25 protein-coding genes are annotated in these 18,891 nt (G+C 66.2%); 19 read left to right on the forward strand and 6 right to left on the reverse strand.

Features of this window, described 5'->3' with window-relative positions; all coding sequences use genetic code 11:
- Positions 1–82 precede the first annotated feature (82 nt).
- The gene (locus KIT53_RS05310; protein ID WP_297748756.1) at positions 83–754 is read left to right on the forward strand and encodes a c-type cytochrome; all 672 of its coding nucleotides are present in this window, start codon (positions 83–85) and stop codon (positions 752–754) included.
- A gap of 64 nt (positions 755–818) precedes the next feature.
- Here KIT53_RS05310 and KIT53_RS05315 read toward each other — a convergent pair whose 3' ends face one another.
- A complete protein-coding gene (locus KIT53_RS05315) occupies positions 819–1,253 on the reverse strand; it encodes a DUF1841 family protein (protein WP_297748759.1) in 435 nt (144 codons plus the stop codon).
- A 76-nt stretch (positions 1,254–1,329) separates the two neighbouring features.
- Between KIT53_RS05315 and pcaF the strand changes: the two genes are divergently transcribed.
- Entirely contained in the window at positions 1,330–2,535 is a 1,206-nt protein-coding gene (pcaF, locus tag KIT53_RS05320; protein WP_297748763.1) for a 3-oxoadipyl-CoA thiolase, read from the forward strand.
- A 177-nt stretch (positions 2,536–2,712) separates the two neighbouring features.
- Here the strand turns inward: pcaF and KIT53_RS05325 are convergent, their stop codons facing one another.
- Positions 2,713–3,351 (reverse strand): trimeric intracellular cation channel family protein, encoded by a 639-nt coding sequence (locus KIT53_RS05325; RefSeq protein ID WP_297748766.1) that lies wholly within the window; start codon positions 3,349–3,351, stop codon positions 2,713–2,715.
- A 53-nt stretch (positions 3,352–3,404) separates the two neighbouring features.
- Here KIT53_RS05325 and KIT53_RS05330 point away from each other — a divergent pair, with 53 nt between their 5' ends.
- The 3 genes from KIT53_RS05330 (at position 3,405) to KIT53_RS05340 (ending at position 5,305) form a co-directional block, all read left to right on the forward strand.
- Positions 3,405–4,166: a sulfite exporter TauE/SafE family protein gene (locus KIT53_RS05330; RefSeq protein WP_297748769.1), complete on the forward strand. Its 762-nt coding sequence runs from the start codon at positions 3,405–3,407 to the stop codon at positions 4,164–4,166.
- Positions 4,167–4,232: 66 nt separating this feature from the next.
- The gene (locus KIT53_RS05335; protein WP_297748772.1) at positions 4,233–4,850 is read left to right on the forward strand and encodes a ParA family protein; all 618 of its coding nucleotides are present in this window, start codon (positions 4,233–4,235) and stop codon (positions 4,848–4,850) included.
- Positions 4,847–5,305 carry a MaoC family dehydratase gene (locus tag KIT53_RS05340; RefSeq protein ID WP_297748775.1) on the forward strand — a complete coding sequence of 153 codons (459 nt, stop codon included), beginning with the start codon at positions 4,847–4,849 and terminating at the stop codon, positions 5,303–5,305. Before KIT53_RS05335 ends, KIT53_RS05340 begins: the two co-directional genes overlap by 4 nt.
- On the opposite strand, the gene KIT53_RS05345 is transcribed toward KIT53_RS05340, so the two are convergent.
- The 3 genes from KIT53_RS05345 to KIT53_RS05355 form a co-directional block, all read right to left on the reverse strand.
- Positions 5,296–5,565, reverse strand: coding sequence for a hypothetical protein (locus KIT53_RS05345; RefSeq protein WP_297748778.1), 270 nt, complete (start codon positions 5,563–5,565; stop codon positions 5,296–5,298). The genes KIT53_RS05340 and KIT53_RS05345 overlap by 10 nt on opposite strands.
- Positions 5,566–5,800: 235 nt before the next feature.
- A complete protein-coding gene (gene trmL / locus KIT53_RS05350; RefSeq protein ID WP_297748781.1) occupies positions 5,801–6,274 on the reverse strand; it encodes a tRNA (uridine(34)/cytosine(34)/5-carboxymethylaminomethyluridine(34)-2'-O)-methyltransferase TrmL in 474 nt (157 codons plus the stop codon).
- Between the two features lie 70 nt (positions 6,275–6,344).
- On the reverse strand, positions 6,345–7,073 hold the full coding sequence (locus KIT53_RS05355) for a phosphoribosyltransferase family protein (protein WP_297748784.1): 729 nt from the start codon (positions 7,071–7,073) through the stop codon (positions 6,345–6,347).
- A gap of 53 nt (positions 7,074–7,126) precedes the next feature.
- On the opposite strand from KIT53_RS05355, the gene KIT53_RS05360 reads away from it, so the two are divergent.
- The 8 genes from KIT53_RS05360 (at position 7,127) to KIT53_RS05395 (ending at position 13,615) form a co-directional block, all read left to right on the forward strand.
- Positions 7,127–8,050, forward strand: coding sequence for a biotin synthase (locus KIT53_RS05360; RefSeq protein WP_297748787.1), 924 nt, complete (start codon positions 7,127–7,129; stop codon positions 8,048–8,050).
- Between the two features lie 147 nt (positions 8,051–8,197).
- Positions 8,198–8,701, forward strand: a complete 504-nt coding sequence (locus KIT53_RS05365; protein ID WP_297748788.1) for a DUF2244 domain-containing protein — start codon at positions 8,198–8,200, stop codon at positions 8,699–8,701.
- A 162-nt stretch (positions 8,702–8,863) separates the two neighbouring features.
- On the forward strand, positions 8,864–9,997 hold the full coding sequence (gene coxB / locus KIT53_RS05370) for a cytochrome c oxidase subunit II (protein WP_297748791.1): 1,134 nt from the start codon (positions 8,864–8,866) through the stop codon (positions 9,995–9,997).
- A 41-nt stretch (positions 9,998–10,038) separates the two neighbouring features.
- Positions 10,039–11,658, forward strand: a complete 1,620-nt coding sequence (ctaD, locus tag KIT53_RS05375; protein ID WP_297748794.1) for a cytochrome c oxidase subunit I — start codon at positions 10,039–10,041, stop codon at positions 11,656–11,658.
- A 37-nt stretch (positions 11,659–11,695) separates the two neighbouring features.
- Positions 11,696–11,809 carry a cytochrome oxidase small assembly protein gene (locus KIT53_RS05380; protein WP_297748797.1) on the forward strand — a complete coding sequence of 38 codons (114 nt, stop codon included), beginning with the start codon at positions 11,696–11,698 and terminating at the stop codon, positions 11,807–11,809.
- 19 nt (positions 11,810–11,828) lie between these two features.
- Positions 11,829–12,443, forward strand: coding sequence for a cytochrome c oxidase assembly protein (locus KIT53_RS05385; RefSeq protein ID WP_297748801.1), 615 nt, complete (start codon positions 11,829–11,831; stop codon positions 12,441–12,443).
- A complete protein-coding gene (locus KIT53_RS05390; protein ID WP_297748804.1) occupies positions 12,440–12,649 on the forward strand; it encodes a DUF2970 domain-containing protein in 210 nt (69 codons plus the stop codon). Before KIT53_RS05385 ends, KIT53_RS05390 begins: the two co-directional genes overlap by 4 nt.
- A gap of 84 nt (positions 12,650–12,733) precedes the next feature.
- Positions 12,734–13,615 carry a cytochrome c oxidase subunit 3 gene (locus KIT53_RS05395; protein WP_297748807.1) on the forward strand — a complete coding sequence of 294 codons (882 nt, stop codon included), beginning with the start codon at positions 12,734–12,736 and terminating at the stop codon, positions 13,613–13,615.
- Positions 13,616–13,706: 91 nt separating this feature from the next.
- On the opposite strand, the gene KIT53_RS05400 is transcribed toward KIT53_RS05395, so the two are convergent.
- Positions 13,707–13,949 carry a twin transmembrane helix small protein gene (locus KIT53_RS05400; RefSeq protein WP_297748810.1) on the reverse strand — a complete coding sequence of 81 codons (243 nt, stop codon included), beginning with the start codon at positions 13,947–13,949 and terminating at the stop codon, positions 13,707–13,709.
- A gap of 55 nt (positions 13,950–14,004) precedes the next feature.
- Here KIT53_RS05400 and KIT53_RS05405 point away from each other — a divergent pair, with 55 nt between their 5' ends.
- The 6 genes from KIT53_RS05405 (at position 14,005) to KIT53_RS05430 (ending at position 18,890) form a co-directional block, all read left to right on the forward strand.
- The gene (locus tag KIT53_RS05405; RefSeq protein WP_297748813.1) at positions 14,005–14,751 is read left to right on the forward strand and encodes an SURF1 family protein; all 747 of its coding nucleotides are present in this window, start codon (positions 14,005–14,007) and stop codon (positions 14,749–14,751) included.
- Positions 14,732–15,409, forward strand: a complete 678-nt coding sequence (locus KIT53_RS05410; RefSeq protein WP_297748817.1) for a hypothetical protein — start codon at positions 14,732–14,734, stop codon at positions 15,407–15,409. Before KIT53_RS05405 ends, KIT53_RS05410 begins: the two co-directional genes overlap by 20 nt.
- A gap of 12 nt (positions 15,410–15,421) precedes the next feature.
- Positions 15,422–16,594, forward strand: coding sequence for a COX15/CtaA family protein (locus KIT53_RS05415; RefSeq protein WP_297748820.1), 1,173 nt, complete (start codon positions 15,422–15,424; stop codon positions 16,592–16,594).
- Positions 16,591–17,499: a heme o synthase gene (cyoE, locus tag KIT53_RS05420; RefSeq protein WP_297748822.1), complete on the forward strand. Its 909-nt coding sequence runs from the start codon at positions 16,591–16,593 to the stop codon at positions 17,497–17,499. Before KIT53_RS05415 ends, cyoE begins: the two co-directional genes overlap by 4 nt.
- Before the next feature lie 44 nt (positions 17,500–17,543).
- The gene (locus KIT53_RS05425) at positions 17,544–18,113 is read left to right on the forward strand and encodes an SCO family protein (RefSeq protein ID WP_297748825.1); all 570 of its coding nucleotides are present in this window, start codon (positions 17,544–17,546) and stop codon (positions 18,111–18,113) included.
- 117 nt (positions 18,114–18,230) lie between these two features.
- On the forward strand, positions 18,231–18,890 hold the full coding sequence (locus KIT53_RS05430; RefSeq protein ID WP_297748839.1) for a response regulator transcription factor: 660 nt from the start codon (positions 18,231–18,233) through the stop codon (positions 18,888–18,890).
- Position 18,891: the final 1 nt, after the last annotated feature.

The raw sequence follows: 18,891 nt of genomic DNA on the forward strand, positions 1-18,891 counted from the left end.
CGGGATACGGGGGGTGGTTGAGCCCAGTCTATATAATCACCGGTTGATTTTCCCCAGCCGTTCCATTCATTGTGCTTGCAAAATGATTCAAACGTTGTCCACGATCGCCCGTACCCTTGTCGCCGCTGCGACGTTCTCCGCCGTGGCCATTTCCGCACAGGCCCAGGGCGTGACGGGTGATGTGCAGGCCGGCCAGAAGAAGGCCGAGATGTGCATCGGCTGCCACGGCATTCCCGGTTACCAGAACGCCTTCCCCGAAATCCACAAGGTGCCCATGATCTCGGGCCAGTCCGGCGCCTACATCTCCGCCGCGCTGCACGCCTACAAGAAGGGCGACCGCAAGCACCCCACGATGCGTGGCATCGCGGGCTCGCTCAGCGATCAGGACATGGCGGACCTGGCGGCGTTCTATGCGTCACAAGGCGCTGGCAAGACGGCCGCCGAAACACCCCGCACCGCCGGCACCGCCGCCGCCGCGCTGATCGAGAAGGGGGCCTGTGCCTCTTGCCACGGCGCCAACTTCAGCAAGCCCATCGACCCCAGCTATCCCAAGATCGGTGGCCAGCACGCCGACTACCTGTTTGTCGCGCTCAAGTCCTACACCGTCGAGGGCAACAACATGATCGGCCGCTCCAATGGCGTCATGGCGGGCATCGCCAAGCAATTCACCCACGCCGAGATGCGCGAGATCGCCAAGTACCTGTCCACGGTCGATGGCGAACTCAAGGTCGTGCCCCAGTCGCGTTTCCGCTGATCCGCGCCATGCTCACCCGCAGAAAGCCGTCGCAAGACGGCTTTTCTGTTTGGGCCCCCAGGCTTCAGTCGCGCGTGGCCCGCCGCCGGACGGCGTCGATGTAGGCCTGTCCATCGGGCGGACGTCCGGCGCGCTGGCTCTCCCAGAGCATGCGGCCCAGGCACTCCATCACCTCATGGTGCGCCGCATGCAGGTCACCGCGCCGCGCTGCCAGCAATTCCACCGCCTGCCGTATGCCCGGCGGCTGGTCGATGCTGCACTGCTCGCTGATGGACAGGTGCATGGACAGATGCAGAAACGGGTTCTCGCGCCCGGCATCGGCCTGGGCCAGCCGCGCCAGGGCGCCGTCCAGGTCGGACAGTTCTTCGTGGTATTCGGGATGTTCGCCGATCCATTGCCCGGCGAGGACCTCGATCGCCTCCATGGGTTGCTGCTGCAGGCGTTTCGTGTGGACCGAGCAGAAAAAACGGCGGACGTCGGCTTGGGAGGGGTTGAACATCGTGCCTGGATTGTCCTCCACGCGAGACCCCCAACGGGTTTGGGTACAGTGCGGGGTTGACCCGAGGAACCCAACCATGACCCGACACGCTTTCATCTGCGACGCCATCCGTACCCCCATCGGCCGCTACGGCGGCGCTCTCTCCAGTGTGCGCACCGACGATCTGGCCGCCATTCCCATCCGGGCGCTGATGCAGCGCAACCCCGGGGTGGACTGGGCGGCGGTGGTGGATGTGATCTACGGCTGCGCCAACCAGGCTGGCGAGGACAACCGCAACGTGGCGCGCATGGCGGGCCTGTTGTCGGGGTTGCCGCTGGAGGTGCCTGGCGCCACCATCAACCGGCTGTGTGGTTCGGGACTGGACGCGGTGGGCACGGCCGCGCGGGCCATCAAGGCCGGTGAAGCCGGCCTGATGATCGCCGGTGGCGTGGAGAGCATGAGCCGCGCGCCCTTCGTGATGCCCAAGGCGGAGAGCGCGTTCAGCCGCTCGAACGCGGTCTACGACACCACCATCGGTTGGCGTTTCGTGAACAAGCTGATGAAAGCGCAGTTCGGCGTCGACTCCATGCCGGAGACCGCCGAGAACGTGGCGGTGGACTACAAGATCGAGCGCGAGGCGCAGGACCGCATGGCCCTGGCCAGCCAGCTCAAGGCGGTGGCGGCGCAGCAGGCCGGCCACCTGGCGCGCGAGATCGTGCCGGTGAGCATTCCGCAGAAGAAGGGCGATCCTGTGCTGGTCGAGCACGACGAGCATCCGCGCAGCACCAGCCTGGAGGCACTGGCCAAACTCAAGGGCGTGGTGAAACCGGAGGGGTCGGTGACCGCGGGCAACGCAAGCGGGGTCAACGACGGCTCCTGTGCGCTCCTGCTGGCCGACGAAGCTTCGGCAGCAAAGCACGGGCTCACGCCGCGCGCGCGCGTGGTGGGCATGGCCACGGCCGGCGTGGCGCCGCGCGTCATGGGCATTGGCCCGGCGCCGGCCACGGAGAAGGTGCTGGCGCTCACGGGGCTTTCGTTGGCACAGATGGATGTGATCGAACTCAATGAGGCGTTTGCGGCGCAGGGGCTGGCGGTGCTGCGCCTGCTGGGGCTGAAGGACGACGACGAGCGTGTCAATGCCTGGGGTGGGGCGATCGCGCTGGGCCATCCGCTGGGTGCCAGCGGCGCACGTCTGGCCACCACGGCGGTCAACCGACTGCACACCACCGGTGGGCGGTATGCGCTGTGCACCATGTGCATCGGCGTGGGGCAGGGCATCGCGGTGGTGCTGGAGAAGGTCTGAGGGTGGGGAGGGGCTTCGACAGGCTCAGCCCGAACGGGGGGGACTCAGCCCGAACGGGGGGTGACTCAGCCCGAATGGGGGTGACTCTGCCCGAGCGGAAGTTGGCTCAGTCTGGAGGGTGGGCCCACGTGAAGGAGCGGGCTCGGTTGGGGCGGCTTTGAGGTTCGGTGTGGGGTGTTACAGCCGCCAAGCCGGCAACTGCCAGTTGCGCCACAGGGCCAGGCCGCGCAGGCCGGCGGTGAAGACCACGCAGGCCACCAGGGACGCCCAGCCCGGTGCCTGCAGTTCCCACAGGCCGACGTACAGCCAGCCGCCGGCGAATGCGCAGACGGCGTAGGGTCGGTGGTCTCGGAAGGCGGTGGGGATTTCGTTGCAGACCACGTCGCGCAGCACGCCGCCGAACACGCCGGTGATCAGACCCATGAGCACGGCCACCAGCGCCGGCATGTCCAGCAGCAGCGCCTGGTGGACGCCCGTGGCGGTGAACAGGCCCAGGCCGAGTGCGTCGGGCCATTGGATGGCGCGCTCGGTCAGCTTTACGTGCCGACCGCGCAGGAACAGCATGGCCAGCAGGCACAGCCCCAGCACGCCCCAGAGCAGCTCGACGTGGCGCACCCAGAAGAAGGGGCGTTGATCGAGCAACAGGTCGCGCAGGGTGCCGCCGCCAAACGCGGCGAGAAAGCCGACCACTGCGACACCCACCGCGTCGAGCCGTGTGCGCGCTCCCATGAGGATGCCGGAGAGGGCGAATGCGGCGGTGGCGGCGAGTTCCACCAGCAGGCGCACGGTTTCGCCCCAGAACTGAACGTTGTGCATGGGCGGATTGTCGCGTTTCAGGTGCCCACTGCGGAACGGCGACAATCCCAGGCTTGAACTTCCCTCTCATCACCGATCCCCATTTCTACGCCGTCGCGGTGCCTGCCGTGCTCTTGCTGGGCATCAGCAAGAGCGGCTTTGGCGCCGGCTTCGGCTCGCTGGCCGTGCCGCTGATGGCTCTGGCGGTCAGCGTGCCGCAGGCTGCCGCCATCCTCATGCCGGTGCTGCTGCTCATGGACGTGCTGGGCATGGCGGCGTTCCGCAAGAGTGTGGACCGTCGCCTGCTGTGGTTCCTGTTGCCTTCGGGGCTGGCAGGCATCGTGATCGGAACGCTGCTCTTCAAGTTGCTCGACGCCCGTGTGGTGGCAGGCATCGTGGGCGTGTTCACGCTGCTTTTCCTGGCCCAGCGCCTGCTGTTTCCGCCACGGCCTGACAGCCCCCCACCGCCGCGGTGGATGGGTTCGTTGCTCAGCGCCACCTCCGGCTTTACCAGCTTCATCGCGCATGCGGGGGGGCCGCCCATCAACGCCTATGTGATCCCGTTGCGGCTGTCTCCGCTGCTGTTCACAGGCACCATGGCGTACTTCTTTTTCTTCATCAATCTGGCCAAGTGGGTGCCCTATGCCTGGCTGGGCCTGCTGGATCTGCGCAACATGACCACCTCGCTGGTGCTGCTGCCGTTGGCGCCCGTGGGCGTGTGGATCGGTGTGAGGATCGCGCACCGCATCCAGCCCTCTTTGTTCTACAAGATGGTCTATACCGGTATGTTCCTGACCGGCTGCAAATTGGTGTGGGACGCGGTGGCGATACCATAGGGTTCCTTCCGCCCTCCCCGCCGCAACGTTCGGATGGGGGTCTACACACTCGCCAAGGAGCTTCACATGCCCATCGTGGTGGTTGCCAATCCCAAAGGAGGCGTGGGCAAGTCCACGCTGTCGACCAATGTCGCCGGCTACTTTGCCCGCCAGGGACATTCGGTCATGCTCGGCGATGCCGACCGGCAGCAGTCGTCGGCCCTCTGGCTCAAGCTGCGACCACCGCAGGCACGACCGATCCAGACCTGGGAGGTGTCCGAGGACCAGGTGGGGCGGCCCCCGAAGGATGTGACCCATGTGGTGCTGGACACGCCGGCAGGCCTGCATGGCGCCCGCCTCAAGGACGTGCTGCGCGTGGCGGACAAGGTGCTGGTGCCGCTGCAGCCCAGCCTGTTCGACATGTACGCGACCCGCGCCTTCCTGGATGAGCTGGCCGAGTCCAGCCGGGCCAGCAAGCTGCAGGTGGGGCTGGTGGGTATGCGCGTGGACATGCGCACCATTTCGGCGGACAAGCTGCGCGAGTTCGTGACGGGACTGGGGCTGCCGGTGCTGGGTGCCTTGCGTGACACGCAGAACTATGTGCATCTCGCCGCGCGAGGTCTCACGCTCTTCGACGTCACGCCCGGCCGCCTGCAGAAGGACCTCGCCCAGTGGCAGGGCATCTGCGAGTGGCTGGACCGGTGAGGGTCTTCGAGTCGCTGGCCGAACTGGCGGCCTGCCTGGGCCAGGAAGACGTGGCCACGAGCGACTGGGTGAGCATCACCCAGGAGCAGGTCAACCGCTTCGCCGAGGCCACCGGCGACCACCAGTGGATCCATGTGGACGTGGAGCGGGCCAGGGCAGGGCCTTTCGGGGGGCCGATCGCGCATGGGTTTCTGACACTGTCCCTGCTGCCGGTGTTTCTCGAGTCCGCATTGGACATCCGCGGCGTGCGCATGGGGGTGAACTACGGGCTCAACCGTGTGCGTTTCACCGCGCCGGTTCCGGTGGGCAGCCGCCTGCGCGCGCACCTGACGCTGCAGGCCATCGAATCCATCGAACGCGACGGGCGGCAGTTGACGTGGCTGGTGCGGGTGGAGCGCGAGGGCGCCGAGCGGCCTGTGTGCGTGGCCGAGTCGCTGGTGCGGCTTTATCCCTGAGTGGCCTGGCGCGATGGCGTCTGGTGTTTGATGCGCACCAGTTGCTTGGGCTCAAGCCATCCTTCGAAACACTGGATGAGGTCGTTGATGCGTTCGGCCGCGATCGACTGGTCGTGCTGCTGCGAGATCACCTGGAAGGCGTCGTTGCGCAGCAGCCAGAGTTCCTGAGGGCTGCGTGCCTGGTCGATGCGGGAGCGCAGCCGTTGCGCGGTCTGGCTCGTGCAGTCCGCGACGCTGTGCACCAGCTGTTGGCGGATCATGGCCAGGTCTTTCAGACTGGCGGTGCGGGGTGGGCGCTGATGCGGCGCCATGTTCACCCCGAAGATCCGGGCAAGGGAAGAAATCAATTCGGTCTCCGGGCAGCCCGTGGATGGGCGAAAGGCTGGACCGACCCGATCCGGGATCACCGGCCGAGCCTGTAACAGGCTGCAAGCGTGATGTTCCGCGTTTCCCATGGCTTGTGAAGACGGGCGTCCCGCACCCGCGTGACCTGCATCACGGAACTGCCCGGGAAAATCGCTGCTGGCGCCAGGCTTCGTACACCGTGACCGCCACCGCGTTGGACAGGTTGAGGCTGCGCTGGCCTTCGAGCATGGGCAGCCGCAGCCGCTGCTCCGGTGGGAAAGCGGCGCGCACGTCTTCCGGCAGTCCCCGGGACTCGGAGCCGAACACCAGCCAATCGCCCGCCGCAAAGGGGTTGTCGAACACGCTGTGGCTGCCGCGCGTGGTGAAGGCAAACAGTCTTTGCGGGTCCGGCGCCGCCGTCGCCAGAAAGCTCGCCCAGTCGGCGTGGCGGTGCACGTCGGCGTACTCGTGGTAATCGAGCCCGGCGCGTCGCATCAGCCGGTCTTCCATGGAGAAACCCAGGGGCTCGATCAGGTGCAGGCTGCAGCCGGTGTTCGCGCACAGGCGAATCACATTGCCCGTGTTGGGCGGAATCTCTGGGGCGACGAGGACGACGTGGAACATGGTGCTGGCGTTGAGGTGGGCTGGGACTGTACCGCGAGCCCATCTCGCCGGGCAGGTTGCGGGGCCTGCGTTACCCGGTTCTGGCAAACACCATCGCGCTCACGCGCGATGCGCCCGCCTGCAGCAGCGCCTGCGCGGCCGCGTCCAGCGTCGCGCCGGTGGTGCTGACGTCGTCCATCAGCAGCACATGCTGCCCCCGTATCTGCGGCGTCCGCCGTGGGTGCGCGGCGAACACGCCGTCCAGGTTGCGCAGACGCTGCTCGCGGGTGAGGCTGTGCTGATCGGGTGTTTCGCGCAGCCGCACCAGGGCATCGGCGCACGCCTGCGCGGGCAGGGGCAACCCCATGTGCCGCCCTTGCCGGCGCACCGCCTTGGCCAGTTCCCAAGCTTGGTTATGGCCTCGCCGGGCCAGACGCGATGCGGTAAGCGGTACCGGCACCATGAGTGCGCACCGGCCCAGCAGATCGCGCGCCCGCTCCTGACCCAGCATTTCTCGCGCGAAGACCCGGGCCCAGCCAGGCTCACCCTGGAACTTGAAGCGCGCGATCAGGCGGTCCCAGGGATAGGCGTAGTCCACGCTGGCCACGCAGGCGTGAACCGCCGACGGGTGCGCGCGTGTGAGGCAGGCGCCACACGCCGGCATGTCGTCGGCCATGGGCGCGGCACAGGTGGTGCATCGTCCCTGGGCACCCGCGAAGCAGCGGGCGCAGCCCACGCAGACCGGTTGGGCCGGCCAGGCGCCACACACCTGGCAGATGCCAGGCAACCGATCCATCCATGCGCGCCATATGCTGAACATGGGGCCAATATACTGGGACGCTTTCCGCCCCCTGCCGCTTGACGGCGTCCCGATTGAACACGCCCCCCGAACCCGAAACCGCGGTGCCCGGCCTGGACCCGGTGGCTGCGCTGCGCTGGCAGCGGCACGCCCACGGCGACAGCCCCTGGCTGCACGAAGAAGTGGCCTCGCGCATGGCCGAGCGCCTGCAATGGTTCCGCGAACCACCCGCAAGCTGGCTGCACTGGGAGCCGGTGCGCGGCGGGGTACAGGCGCACCAGCGTTTGCGCAGCCTGTTGCCGCAGGCGCAGGCCTGGGTGGCCGCGGAGCGCCTGGACGACGCCTTGAAAGCGACGCGGGAGGAAGGCGGTGCGGCCTGGAACCCGTTGCGTTGGGGGCGTTCGCGAGGGCCCCAGGCCGCCGATGCCCAGACCCGCGTGCGCATGCTCTGGGCCAACATGCAACTGCACATGGAGCCACGCCCGCAAGCGCTCATCCGCCGCTGGCACGCCCACATCGAGACCGATGGTTTCCTGATGTTCTCCTGCCTCGGCCCGGACAGCCTGCGCGAGCTGCGAACCGTCTACGCGCAGGCTGGCTGGCCCGCGCCCTCTCACGACTTCACCGACATGCACGACTGGGGCGACATGCTGGTGCACAACGGCTTTGCCGAACCGGTGATGGACATGGAGCGCATCACCTTGTCGTACAGCGGCGCGCAGCCGCTGCTGGAGGAGTTGCGGGGCCTGGGGCGCAATCTGTCGGAACGGCGTTTCACCGCCTGCCGTTCGAGGGCCTGGCGAGAACACCTGTGCCAAGCCATCGAAGCCGGCCTGCCCCGCTCGCCCGATGGGCGGCTGCTGCTGACCTTCGAGGTGATCTACGGCCATGCCTACAAGCCGGTGCCGCGCGTCGCGCTGGCTCCGGACACGGCCGTGTCCATGGAAGACATGCGCGCCATGTTGCGCCAGCAGCGCCGCCGCGACAGCGCTGCCTGAGCCCGGGCACGGTCCGTGCGTGTGGCGGATCGCCTGCGAATCCGCAGTGCCCCACTCCGATGTGGCGGTACTGCGGGGGGCAGGCGGTAGAGCGCCGCTACAATGCGAGGTTGTCGTTTCGTCAAGGGCATCTTCCCTGCATCGGCGATGAACAGGTGGTGGTCGGTGAACCAGGCCCGCAGCGGTTCCTTTCGCTTTGCGACCCAGTCCGATGTGGGGCTGGAATGGTCGCTCAAGCGCAACTGTTCCGTCACGCCCGCGCAACTGGCCTGGCTCTATGCGTCGCTGTGCCTGGTGTCGCTGGGTGTTGCGGTTGGCTTCTGGTCCATGGGGGCCACGCTGGTGCTGCCTTTCGCCGCGCTGGAAGTGGTGACCGTGGGGCTGGCGTTTCTGGTGTACGCCCGCCATGCCGCCGATGCCGAGCGCATCCGCCTGGTGGATGGCCGGCTGGTCGTGGAACTGGAGACGGCGGGCAGGATAGAGCGGTGCGAATTCGCCCGCGAGTGGGTGAGGGTGGAGCCGCAACCGGGCGACGGTCAGATGATCGAAGTCCGGGGTGGGGGGCGGTCGGTCAGGGTGGGGCGTTTCGTGCGTTCCGAACTCCGGTCGCAACTGGCCGGCGAGATCCGCTTCGCGCTGCGCGGTGGGTGAGTGCTTTGGGTGGGTTTCGGTGGCGAGCCCGGGAAAATTTGTTCTAATCGGCATTGATATAAATCAATACTTATATTTGAGGCGCAAAAAGTGAGTACGACGAAGAAAACGCTGCATTCCCTGCGAAACCGGTGGTCCACGCTCCGCGCCGCGGGAGCCACCTTGGTGCTGGGGGCCGGCGTTTGGACCTCGGTGGCGGCCCAGCCGGTCGGCAACCTGCCTGGCGGCCCGGCAGTCAACCAGTTGAACTTCCATCCCCCAGCGACCCGCATTGCCGAAGAGCAGCACTGGCTGCACTGGTTCATGATGGGCATCTGCGCGGTGATCTTCGTCGTCGTCTTTGGGGTGATGTTCTATTCCATCCTCAAGCACCGCAAATCGGTGGGCCACAAGTCGAAGACCCTGGCCGAACCGATCTGGGTGGAACTGGGCTGGACCATCGTGCCGCTGCTGATCGTGATCGGCATGGCCTTGCCGGCCACCAAGGTGCTGGTGGCCCAGAAGGACACCACCAACAGCGACCTCACCATCAAGGCCACGGGCATGCAGTGGAAGTGGGGCTACGACTACATCAAGGGCGAAGGCGAAGGCATCGGCTTCCTCTCCACGCTGGACAACAGCCACCGCGTGATGTCCAACAGCGGCAAGCCCGAAGCCACCATCGACTACCTGCTCAAGGTGGACAACCCGCTGGTGGTTCCGGTCAACAAGAAGGTCCGCATCATCACCACCGCCAACGACGTGATCCACGCCTGGATGGTGCCGGCCTTCGGCGTCAAGCAGGATGCGATTCCCGGCTTCGTACGCGACACCTGGTTCCGTGCCGAGAAGACCGGTGATTTCTACGGCCAATGCGCCGAGCTCTGTGGCAAGGAGCATGCCTACATGCCCATCCACGTGAAAGTGGTGAGCGCCGAGGATTACACCGCCTGGGTGACCAAGCAGAAGAAGGCCATGGCCGCCGCCGCGGATGACCCGAGCAAGGTCTGGACGCTGGCCGACCTGGTCAAGCGCGGCGAGTCCGTCTACGCCGCCAACTGCGCGGCCTGCCACCAGGCCAACGGCAAGGGCGCCGGCCCGATCAAGCCGCTGGATGGTTCCGCCATCGTCACCGCCACCGACCACGGCAAGATGATCGAGGTGCTGCTGCATGGTGCGAACAATGGCGCCATGCCTGCCTGGAATCGGCTCTCGGACACCGAACTGGCCGCCGTCATGACCTTTGCCAAGAACAACTGGTCGAACAAGACCGAGCAGATCGTGCAGCCCGCCGAAGTGCTGGCCGCCCGCAAGTGATCTGTCTGGCAGAACAACATTGAGTCTCTAAGGAATCGATCATGAGTGCAGTTCTTGACCACCACGACGCACACGGCCACGATCACGACCACCACGCCCCCACGGGCTGGCGCCGCTGGGTCTATGCCACCAACCACAAGGACATCGGTACGCTGTACCTGCTGTTCGCCTTCACCATGCTGATGGTGGGCGGCGTGCTGGCCCTGCTGATCCGCGCCGAGCTGTTCAAGCCGGGCCTGCAACTGGTGAACCCCGAGCTGTTCAACCAGCTCACCACCATGCACGGCCTGATCATGGTGTTCGGCGCCATCATGCCGGCCTTCGTGGGCTTTGCGAACTGGATGATTCCGCTGCAGATCGGTGCTTCCGACATGGCCTTTGCGCGGATGAACAACTTCAGCTTCTGGCTGATGATTCCCGCGGCCATCATGCTCGTGGCCTCGTTCTTCATGCCGGGTGGCGCACCGGCGGCCGGCTGGACGCTGTATGCGCCGCTGACCCTGCAGATGGGGCCGTCGATGGACGCTGGCATCTTCGCCATGCACATCCTCGGCGCCTCGTCCATCATGGGCTCGATCAACATCATCGTGACCATCCTGAACATGCGCGCCCCCGGCATGACGCTGATGAAGATGCCCATGTTCTGCTGGACCTGGCTCATCACCGCGTACCTGCTGATCGCCGTGATGCCCGTGCTGGCCGGCGCGATCACCATGACGCTGACCGACCGCCATTTCGGCACCAGCTTCTTCAACCCCGCCGGCGGCGGCGATCCGGTGATGTACCAGCACATCTTCTGGTTCTTCGGCCACCCCGAGGTGTACATCATGATCCTGCCGGCCTTCGGCATCGTGAGCCAGGTCGTGCCGGCCTTTGCGCGCAAGAAGCTGTTTGGCTACGCCTCCATGGTCTATGCCACCGGTTCCATCGCCATCCTGTCCTTCGTCGTGTGGGCGCACCACATGTTCACCACCGGCATGCCGGTGACGGGCCAGTTGTTCTTCATGTACTCGACCATGCTGATCGCCGTGCCCACGGGCGTGAAGATCTTCAACTGGATCGCGACCATGTGGAAGGGCTCCATGACCTTCGAGACGCCCATGCTGTGGGCCGTCGGCTTCATCTTCGTGTTCACCATCGGCGGCTTCACCGGCCTGATCCTCTCCGTCGCGCCGATCGACATCCAGATGCAGGACACCTATTACGTGGTGGCCCACTTCCACTACGTGCTGGTGGCGGGCTCGCTGTTTGCCATGTTCTCGGGCATCTACTACTGGCTGCCCAAGTGGACGGGCGTGATGTACAGCGAGAGGCGCGGCAAGATCCACTTCTGGTGGTCGATGATCTCCTTCAACTTCACCTTCTTCCCGATGCACTTCCTGGGTCTGGCCGGCATGCCCCGCCGCTATGCCGACTACCCGATGCAGTTCGCGGACTTCAACGCCGTCGCTTCCGTGGGTGCCTTCGGTTTCGGCCTGGCCCAGGTCTACTTCTTCCTCGCCGTGATCGTGCCGGCCATGCGTGGCAAGGGCGAGAAGGCGGTGCAGAAGCCCTGGGAAGGTGCGGAAGGCCTGGAGTGGGAAGTGCCCTCGCCCGCACCTTTCCACACCTTCGAGAACCCGCCCAAGCTGGACGCCACCGCCACCAAGGTGATTGGCTGAAGCAGCAGACCCTAGAGACACCGGACCGCACACCGCCATGACCACACCCGAACAGAAGAAGAACAACCTGCGCCTGGGGCTGATCCTGGCCTCGGTGGCGCTGGTGTTCTTCCTGGGCTTCATTGGCAAGATGGTTCTGCTGGGCGGCTGAAGCCCGAAGGACGGCGCGCATGGGACTGCAACGCGAAAACCTCAGGATGGTGGGCAAGCTCTGCGTGATCGCGCTGGGCATGTTCGCCTTCGGGTATGCGCTGGTGCCGATCTACCGTTCGATCTGCGATGCCCTCGGCATCAACGTGCTGGCCGTGTCCGAGACGCGCGTGCCGGGCGCCGCCGTCAAGCTGCCGGCGAATACGCAGGTCGACCTGACGCGCACCATCACCGTGGAGTTCGACACCAATGCGCGCGGTCCCTGGTATTTCAAGCCGGCCGTGCGTTCGATGCAGGTGCATCCGGGTGAACTCACCACCGTGATGTACGAGTTCCAGAACATCCAGAACCGCACCATGGCGGCCCAGGCCATTCCGAGCTACGCGCCCAAGCAGGCCGCGGCGCATTTCAACAAGCTGGAGTGCTTCTGCTTCACGCAGTACACGCTGCAGCCTGGCGAGAAGAAGGAATGGCCGGTGGCCTTCGTGATCGATCCGCGGCTGTCCAAGGACGTGACCACCATCACGCTGTCCTATACCTTCTTCGAGGTGGGCGGCAAGGTGCCCGACGCACCGCGTGACGAGCCGCCTCAGGCCATGAGCCCTGCCGCCGCCAAACCCGAAGGAGCCGTATGAGCACCACGCCCGTCCACCAACGCAAGGGGTCCCTGCTGGGCACCGTCAAGGCGGTTCTCTGGGGTTTTCTGGGTGTGCGCCGCAACGCCGACTACCAGAACGACATTGCCAAGCTCAACCCGCTGCACCTGATCGCCGTGGGCCTGGGCATGGCCTTGCTGTTCGTACTGGGACTGATCCTGCTCGTGAACTGGGTGGCCGGCTGAGGCCGCCGCGACCGGGCAGACGAAGACGACCACGCATCTTGATCCATTGACACCGATACAAGCGAAAGCAAAACAGGAGTGAGCATGTCAGCAGCAACCCACGGCACGACGCCCTACTACTTCGTCCCCGGTCCCTCGCGGCATCCGGTGATGGCGGCGATTGGCCTCTTTTTCGTCATCCTGGGCGCGGGCCAGTGGATCAATGGCCATGGCTGGGGTGCCTACTCGCTGGCTTTCGGCCTCGTCTTCTGGCTGTTCGTGCTGTTCCAGTGGTTCCGTGATTCGGTCCACGAAAGCGAGACCGGCCTGTACGGCCGCAAGATCGATCTTTCTTACCGCTGGAGCATGAGCTGGTTCATCTTCTCGGAAGTGATGTTCTTCGGCGCCTTCTTCACCGCGCTGTGGTGGACGCGTACCCACTCGGTGCCGGCGCTGGGCAACTTCGAGAACTCCCTGATCTGGCCGGACTTCTCCGCCGTGTGGCCGAGCCTGCAGGCCGGTGCCACCGCTTCGCCGGCCGGCATCGTGGAGCCGTTCCAGACCATGGGCCCGTTCTGGCTGCCCACCATCAACACCGCGTTGCTGCTGACCTCGGGCGTGACGCTGACCATTGCCCACCATGCGCTGCAAGTCGGCAACCGTGGCAAGACCATTGCCTTCATGTGGATGACCGTGCTGCTGGGTATCGTCTTCCTGTTCGTGCAGGGCTACGAATACGCGCACGCTTACGCCGATCTGAACCTCAAGCTGTCCTCGGGCGTGTTCGGCTCCACTTTCTTCATGCTCACCGGCTTCCACGGTTTCCACGTGTTCGTGGGCATGCTGATGCTGCTGTTCATCACGCTGCGGTTGCAGAAGGGTCACTTCACGGCCCAGCGCCACTTCGGTTTCGAAGGTGCGGCGTGGTACTGGCACTTCGTGGACGTGGTCTGGCTCGGCCTGTACATCCTGGTCTACTGGATGTGAGGCACCTGGGTGGCCGCTTGTCCACCCTTGCGGGCCCCGCAAAGCAAAAGGCGCCGCGAGGCGCCTTTTCTGCTGAAGGGGGCGGCGCCGGTCAGCCGCGCAGCGGCAGGCCGGTGGGCTGTATCCAGCCCATGAGGTAGCTGATGAGCACCACCACGAACAGCAGCACCGAAAAGCCCACCCGGAATGCCAGGGCCCGGGCCATGTGGTTGCGGCGCGGCGCATGGCCGTCGCCCGCATCGCCATCTTGCTGGCCTCCTCGCATCATGAACACGAGCGCCGCTCCCAGGCTGCCGATGATGGCCACGAAGGCCACGATAACCAGATACTTCATGCCCGGAATTATCCTCCTCCTGCGCCGGCCTCTTGCGTGGCTGCGGGCCTGAAACATGCCGCCCCGCTCCGCCCTGCGCTTCTGGACCGTGACGATCGCGGCCCTGGCTACCATGGTGGTCACGGCCTCGCTGGGCCGCTGGCAACTGGATCGTGCTGCGCAGAAGCTGGCCTTGCAGGCGCAGATGGACGCGCGGCAAGCCCTCGCGCCGTGGCGCAACGGCGATCTGCTCGGGGCAGGTGCGGGCATCCTGGACGGCGTGTACCGGCCCGCCTCGCTCAGCGGCACCTGGGTGCCATCGGCCAGCGTGTTTCTGGACAATCGCCAGATGAATGGCCGTACGGGCTTCTTCCTCGTCACCCCGCTGCGCTTGAGCGGCAGCGACCGCGTGATGCTGGTGCAGCGCGGCTGGGTGCCACGAGACTTCAACGACCGTACGCGCGTGCCCTCGATCGCCACGCCCCCGGGCGAGGTCCGTGTCGAAGGCCGATTGGCCCCCCCGCCTGGCAAGCTATATGAGTTGGGCGAGGCGGGTGAGGGACCGATCCGGCAGAATATCGACCTCGCCGCGTTCGCGCGCGAGACCGGGCTGCCGTTGCTGGCGGTGTCGGTGCAGCAGTCCGGCGATGCGAGCGACGGCCTGCTGCGCGAATGGCCGCGCGTGGCGGTCGATGTGAGCAAGCACCACGGGTATGCCTTCCAGTGGTTTGCCCTGTGCGCCCTCGTGGGCATCCTCTATGTCTGGTTCCAAATCATCTCCCCCCGCAGAAAGCGCCGCGCCCATGGATCGGACGCCCGATGAACCCCTGACGCTGACCGTGCACAGCCTGCCCAGTCCTGGCGAGGCCGGCGCCCAGGCGCTGGCCTCCACCCGCATGGGGCGCTGGAAGATGCTGGGCCTGCTGCTGGTGTGTGCCACGCCGGTGATCGCCTCTTACTTCACCTACTACGTGATCCGGCCCGAGGGCCGCACCAACTATGGCGAACTGGTGACGCCGCAGCGCCCGTTGCCTGTGTGGACCGGCCTCGACGCCCAGGGCCAGGCGGTGCCGCTGAACACGCTCAAGGACCAATGGTTGCTCATCAGCGTGGCCGACAGCAGTTGCCCGCAGGTCTGCCAGGAGCACCTCTACCTGCAGCGCCAGTTGCGCGAGACGCTGGGGCGTGAAAAGGACCGGGTGGACTGGGTCTGGCTGCGCACCGGCGAGTCCGAGGTCGCACCTGCCCTGCAGAAGGCCACGGCTGCAGCGGTCGTGCTCAAGGTGGATGCCCAGGCGGTGGCCGACTGGCTGCAACCGGCGCCGGGCCAGAAGATCGAGGACCACCTCTATGTGGTCGACCCGCTGGGTAACTGGATGATGCGTTTTCCCGCGCAGCTCGATCCCTCGCGCGCCAAGCGCGACCTCGAACGCCTGCTGCGAGCCTCGTCGTCGTGGGACCGTTCCGGCAGCGGACACTGAATACCGAGCCCCATGGACGCCGCACAACCGCTTTACAACCTGGCCCCCGTGGCCCGCATGATGTTGCTGGGCGTGGTGATTGCGCTCGGGCCGCTGGCCTGGGTCTGGCTGCGCAACCGGCATGCGCCGCCCGCGCACCGCCTGCGTGTGCTGACCCTGGTCACGCTGTTTCTCACCTTTGACCTGGTGCTGTTTGGCGCCTTCACGCGCCTGACCGATTCCGGCCTGGGCTGCCCGGACTGGCCAGGCTGCTATGGCAGTCTGAGTCCCGTGGGTGCGCACGCCTCGATCTCGGCGGCGCAGGAGGCCATGCCCACCGGCCCCGTGACCTTCTCCAAGGCCTGGATCGAGATGATCCACCGCTACCTGGCCACCGCCGTGGGCGTGCTCATCCTGGTGCTGGCCATGGTGAGCTGGGTGGAACGTCGCCGCCTGGCCGTGTCCTTCGTGTGGCCGCTGGTCACCCTGCTCTGGGTTTGCCTGCAAGGGGCTTTTGGCGCACTCACCGTGACCATGAAGCTGTTTCCCGCCGTCGTCACCCTGCACCTGCTGGGCGGCATGGTGCTGCTCGCGCTGCTGCGCGCGCAGTCGGTGGGTTACGCGCTGGCCGAGCCGGGGCACCGCGGACCGGTGGCGCTGCCCGGGCGCTTGCGCCTGGCACTGGTGCTGATGACCGCCTTGCTCTGGTTGCAGATCGCGCTGGGCGGGTGGGTCAGCACCAACTACGCCGTGCTGGCCTGCGGCGACTTCCCGACCTGCCAGGGCAGTTGGTGGCCGACCATGGACTTCCGCCAGGGCTTCACGCTCTGGCGCGAACTCGGCCAGAACCGGGCCGGCGAATCCATCGCGTTTCCCGCGCTCACCGCCATCCATTACACGCACCGCTTGGTGGCCTACGCCGTGCTGGCCGCGCTGACCTGGCTGGGCTGGCGCCTGCGCCGAGTGGATGGCCTGCAGTCCACGGCCCGTGCGCTGCTGTTGCTGGCCGCCTGGCAGTTCGCCAGCGGCCTGACCAACGTGGTGCTGGACTGGCCGCTGCTGGCCGCCGTGGCGCACACCGGCGGAGCCGCGGCGATGGTCGTCGTGCTCACCGGAGCGCTCACGGGCACGCGCCGCGCGCCAGAGGCCGACGCACCGCGCGCGGCCAGTTCTTCATCCCTGCATCTTTCCCGGCCCACCCCATGAGCGGTGTCCCCACCTCTTCCGCCGCCACGCCCGCCTTGCCCTCGGCCTGGCGCCAGTACCACGCGCTGACCAAGCCGCGCGTGATCCAGCTCATCGTCTTCTGTGCCCTGATCGGCATGGTGCTGGCCGTGCCGGGCCTGCCCAGCTGGCCGCAGGTCAGGCTGGCGGCTGTGGCCTGCTTCGGTATCTGGCTGGTCGCTGGCGCGGCCGCGGCCTTCAACTGCGTGGTCGAGCAGCACATCGACGCCCGGATGAAGCGCACCGCCTGGCGCCCAACGGCGAAGGGCGAACTCACCAACGGCAAGACACTGACCTTCTCCGCCGCGCTGTGCGCGGCCGGCTCGGCGATCCTCTACCTGTTCGTGAACCCGCTGACGATGTGGCTGACCTTTGCCACTTTCGTCGGCTATGCCGTGGTCTACACGGTGATTCTCAAGCCCCTGACGCCGCAGAACATCGTCATTGGCGGCGCCTCGGGTGCCATGCCCCCGGTGCTGGGTTGGGCTGCCATGACGGGCGTGGTCGCGCCAGAGGCGCTGATCCTGTTCCTGATCATCTTCCTCTGGACGCCTCCGCACTTCTGGGCATTGGCGCTCTACCGCGTGGAGGACTACCGCAAGTCCGGGCTGCCCATGCTGCCCGTCACGCACGGCTCCGAGTTCACGCGGCTGCAGATCCTGCTCTACACGCTGGTGCTGTTCGCTGCCTGCCTCATGCCCTTCATGATGCGCATGAGCGGCTGGCTGTACCTCATCAGCGCCGTGTTGCTGAACGCCGGCTTTTTTGCCTATGCCTTCGCGCTGTGGCGCAATTACTCCGATGAGCTGGCGCGCAAGACCTTCCGTTTTTCGTTGGTCCACCTTTCGCTGCTTTTTGCGGCGCTGCTGGTGGATCACTACCTCTGACCTGCAACAAGGGCACCACCGTGAACCGCCGACAACTTCTTGCCATGAGCCTGGGCTCCCTGGGACTGGCCGCCTGTTCCGACCAGGCGTCCTCGCCATCCTTCGCGGCGGTCGACATCACCGGCGCGGACTACGCCACCGGCTTCTCGCTGACCGACCACAATGGACAGACCCGCACCCTGGCCGATTTCAAGGGCAAGGTGGTGGTGATCTTCTTCGGCTTCACCCAGTGCCCCGACGTGTGCCCGACCTCCATGGCCGAGATGGCCGAGGCCAAACGCCTGCTGGGTCCGGACGGCGATCGTCTGCAGGGCCTGTTCATCAGCGTCGATCCCGAGCGCGATACGCCCGAGATCATGAAGCAGTACATGGCCAACTTCGACCCGAGCTTCCTGGCCCTCTACACCTCGTTGGACAAGCTGCCGGAGCTCGCCAAGAGCTTCAAGATCTACTACAAGAAAGTGGAAGGGCCCACGCCCACCAGCTACACCATGGACCATTCGGCGGGCAGCTACGTCTACGACACCCAGGGCCGCATCCGCCTCTACCACCGCTACGGCAGCGGCGCGCAACTGCTCGCCAACGACGTGAAGAAACTGCTGGCCGAGGGTTGATGGCCGGCAACCGGCAACCGGCAACCGGCGCGCAAGCGCCTAAGATAGATCTAAGTCAAACACCCCACCATGCACGGTGCGGGCCCTGCTTGAATCCGGTCCGGGGAGCAGACAGGCATGAGGTTGTTGCTGGTAGAAGACGACACCATGATCGGCGAGGCGGTGCTCGACCTCCTGCGCGCCGAACACTATGCGGTGGACTGGGTGCGTGATGGCGAGATGGCGGCGACGGCCGCGCGGTCGCAGAGCTACGACCTGATCCTGCTGGATCTGGGCCTGCCCCGACGCGACGGCCTGGATGTGTTGCGCGAGCTGCGCGCTCGCAAGGACCGGGTGCCCGTGCTCATCGCCACCGCGCGCGACTCGGTGCAGCAGCGCATTCAGGGGCTCGATGCGGGCGCCGACGACTACATCCTCAAGCCCTACGACCTCGATGAACTGCTGGCGCGCATCCGTGCCCTGCTGCGCCGTGCCGCCGGCCGGGCCGAACCGGTGTACGAGCACCTGGGTGTGAGCATCAATACCGCCACGCGCGAGGTCATGGCACAGGGCCAGCCCGTGGTGCTTTCGGCGCGCGAATGGGCGGTGCTGGAGCCTCTGATCGCGCGTCCCGGCCGCGTGCTTTCCCGCGAGCAACTGGAAGAGAAGCTCTATGGCTGGAAGGACGACGTCAGCAGCAACGCGGTGGAGGTCTACATCCATGGCGTGCGCAAGAAGCTGGGCGCCGGTCTGATCCAGAACGTGCGCGGGGTCGGCTACATGGTGCCCAAGGTGTGAC

Source organism: Hydrogenophaga sp. (genome assembly GCF_026125785.1).
Classification (GTDB): Bacteria; Pseudomonadota; Gammaproteobacteria; order Burkholderiales; family Burkholderiaceae_C; genus Hydrogenophaga.

Coding starts and splice junctions, on each gene's coding strand:
- KIT53_RS05310 (WP_297748756.1), top strand. CDS start 83: ATGATTCAAACGTTGTCCACGATCGCCCGTACCCTTGTCGCCGCTGCG.
- KIT53_RS05315 (WP_297748759.1), bottom strand. CDS start 1,253: ATGTTCAACCCCTCCCAAGCCGACGTCCGCCGTTTTTTCTGCTCGGTC.
- pcaF (WP_297748763.1), top strand. CDS start 1,330: ATGACCCGACACGCTTTCATCTGCGACGCCATCCGTACCCCCATCGGC.
- KIT53_RS05325 (WP_297748766.1), bottom strand. CDS start 3,351: ATGCACAACGTTCAGTTCTGGGGCGAAACCGTGCGCCTGCTGGTGGAA.
- KIT53_RS05335 (WP_297748772.1), top strand. CDS start 4,233: ATGCCCATCGTGGTGGTTGCCAATCCCAAAGGAGGCGTGGGCAAGTCC.
- KIT53_RS05345 (WP_297748778.1), bottom strand. CDS start 5,565: ATGATCCGCCAACAGCTGGTGCACAGCGTCGCGGACTGCACGAGCCAG.
- trmL (WP_297748781.1), bottom strand. CDS start 6,274: ATGTTCCACGTCGTCCTCGTCGCCCCAGAGATTCCGCCCAACACGGGC.
- KIT53_RS05355 (WP_297748784.1), bottom strand. CDS start 7,073: ATGTTCAGCATATGGCGCGCATGGATGGATCGGTTGCCTGGCATCTGC.
- KIT53_RS05365 (WP_297748788.1), top strand. CDS start 8,198: ATGAACAGGTGGTGGTCGGTGAACCAGGCCCGCAGCGGTTCCTTTCGC.
- ctaD (WP_297748794.1), top strand. CDS start 10,039: ATGAGTGCAGTTCTTGACCACCACGACGCACACGGCCACGATCACGAC.
- KIT53_RS05380 (WP_297748797.1), top strand. CDS start 11,696: ATGACCACACCCGAACAGAAGAAGAACAACCTGCGCCTGGGGCTGATC.
- KIT53_RS05385 (WP_297748801.1), top strand. CDS start 11,829: ATGGGACTGCAACGCGAAAACCTCAGGATGGTGGGCAAGCTCTGCGTG.
- KIT53_RS05390 (WP_297748804.1), top strand. CDS start 12,440: ATGAGCACCACGCCCGTCCACCAACGCAAGGGGTCCCTGCTGGGCACC.
- KIT53_RS05395 (WP_297748807.1), top strand. CDS start 12,734: ATGTCAGCAGCAACCCACGGCACGACGCCCTACTACTTCGTCCCCGGT.
- KIT53_RS05400 (WP_297748810.1), bottom strand. CDS start 13,949: ATGAAGTATCTGGTTATCGTGGCCTTCGTGGCCATCATCGGCAGCCTG.
- KIT53_RS05405 (WP_297748813.1), top strand. CDS start 14,005: ATGCCGCCCCGCTCCGCCCTGCGCTTCTGGACCGTGACGATCGCGGCC.
- KIT53_RS05410 (WP_297748817.1), top strand. CDS start 14,732: ATGGATCGGACGCCCGATGAACCCCTGACGCTGACCGTGCACAGCCTG.
- KIT53_RS05415 (WP_297748820.1), top strand. CDS start 15,422: ATGGACGCCGCACAACCGCTTTACAACCTGGCCCCCGTGGCCCGCATG.
- cyoE (WP_297748822.1), top strand. CDS start 16,591: ATGAGCGGTGTCCCCACCTCTTCCGCCGCCACGCCCGCCTTGCCCTCG.
- KIT53_RS05425 (WP_297748825.1), top strand. CDS start 17,544: ATGAGCCTGGGCTCCCTGGGACTGGCCGCCTGTTCCGACCAGGCGTCC.
- KIT53_RS05430 (WP_297748839.1), top strand. CDS start 18,231: ATGAGGTTGTTGCTGGTAGAAGACGACACCATGATCGGCGAGGCGGTG.